The following is a 602-nucleotide window of genomic DNA, read 5'->3' on the forward strand; positions in this document are numbered from 1 at the left end:
GTCCCGTCTGCCCAGCCCCAGCGAGCCAGACGCGACTTTCTCATCGGTTTGAGCGTCGTGGTCACCACGACGGCAGCAACCGCAGCCGCGGGTGCATGGGGGGGCCGAAGTCTTAGGGACGCACTCGGTGATCTCTTCCAGGATCACTACCAACGCATGGGCCCGGACGAGATCAATCAGGCCCTCGCCCGCGTCGAGCGCGACGCGCAGCGACGCCTAGGCGCCAGCATCACCTGCGAGAATACACCACCACAACCCGGTGTCGTCTTTGGATACGCCCTCGACGTCTCGCGCTGCAAAGGCTACCGGGACTGCGTCTCCGGTTGTGTCGCGGAGAACAATCACGGCCGCAGCCCAGCCTCTACCCAGTACATTCGCGTCCTGGAGATGGATCGCGGCAGCCGCAACCTACACAAGGCCGATCATTATTACGACCGCGCCCAAGTCCCGGCGCCCGGCAAGTATTACTTGCCCGTACAATGCATGCAGTGCGAGGACCCGCCCTGCGTCAAGGCTTGCCCCGTGGAGGCGACCTGGAAAGAGCCGGACGGCATCGTCGTTGTCGACTACGACTGGTGCATCGGCTGCCGCTACTGTATGGC

The 602-nt window shown here is 64.0% G+C and carries 1 protein-coding gene; it reads left to right on the forward strand.

What is annotated here, in order from left to right:
• Nucleotides 1-156: 156 nt before the first annotated feature.
• On the forward strand, nt 157-602 hold a 446-nt coding region (locus tag CKO31_RS27110), incomplete at its 3' end, for a 4Fe-4S dicluster domain-containing protein (protein WP_306341795.1).

It is taken from the genome of Thiohalocapsa halophila, assembly GCF_016583825.1.
Lineage (GTDB): Bacteria > Pseudomonadota > Gammaproteobacteria > Chromatiales > Chromatiaceae > Thiohalocapsa > Thiohalocapsa halophila.